The sequence below is a fragment of the Gluconacetobacter entanii genome, assembly GCF_003206495.1.
GTDB classification, from domain to species: domain Bacteria; phylum Pseudomonadota; class Alphaproteobacteria; order Acetobacterales; family Acetobacteraceae; genus Novacetimonas; species Novacetimonas entanii.
On record NZ_NKUF01000147.1, the window covers coordinates 1 to 503 of the forward strand.

At 56.9% G+C, this 503-nt stretch carries 1 protein-coding gene and 1 rRNA gene; both read right to left on the reverse strand.

Translation table 11 applies throughout. The annotated features are described in order from the left end of the window. The coding region (locus CFR72_RS16965; protein ID WP_146220758.1) for a transposase at nucleotides 1-366 on the reverse strand (366 nt) is incomplete at its 3' end. Nucleotides 367-377: 11 nt separating this feature from the next. Further along, nucleotides 378-503, reverse strand: a 16S ribosomal RNA gene (locus CFR72_RS16970); the annotation flags it as partial.

The window sequence follows — 503 nt, forward strand, 5'->3', positions numbered from 1 at the left end:
GCTCTTCGAAAGAGGCCCCTTTTTTTGGGCTCCCGCCGCTTTGTGGTGAGCCCTGATGTTTGTGCCATCCAGAAAAGTCATTCCGAATGCCACTCCCTGTTGTTCCTGAACCAGTGCGAGCAGCCGCTCCCATACGCCGAGCTTCGCCCAGCGGATGAAAAGCTGCGCAGCCCGCCACCACGGACCCAGTTCAGCGGGGATACTCCGCCATTTCGCGCCATTCTCATGACGCCAGAAAATCGCTGCTATCGTCCGCCGCAGATCATGTGGCGGCGTCTTGCCCCTCGGGCGAACCTCCTCAATCAGAGGTTCCCAGATCGCCCATGTCTCGTCCGTAAAGGTGCCTGTTCTGTCTCCTTCTTCCATCCCTACAATATGGGAAGAAATTCAAGATCTAACAGGCCCTAATCCTGTTTGCTCCCCACGCTTTCGCGCCTCAGCGTCAGTCATGAGCCAGGTTGCCGCCTTCGCCACCGGTGTTCTTCCCAATATCTACGAATTTC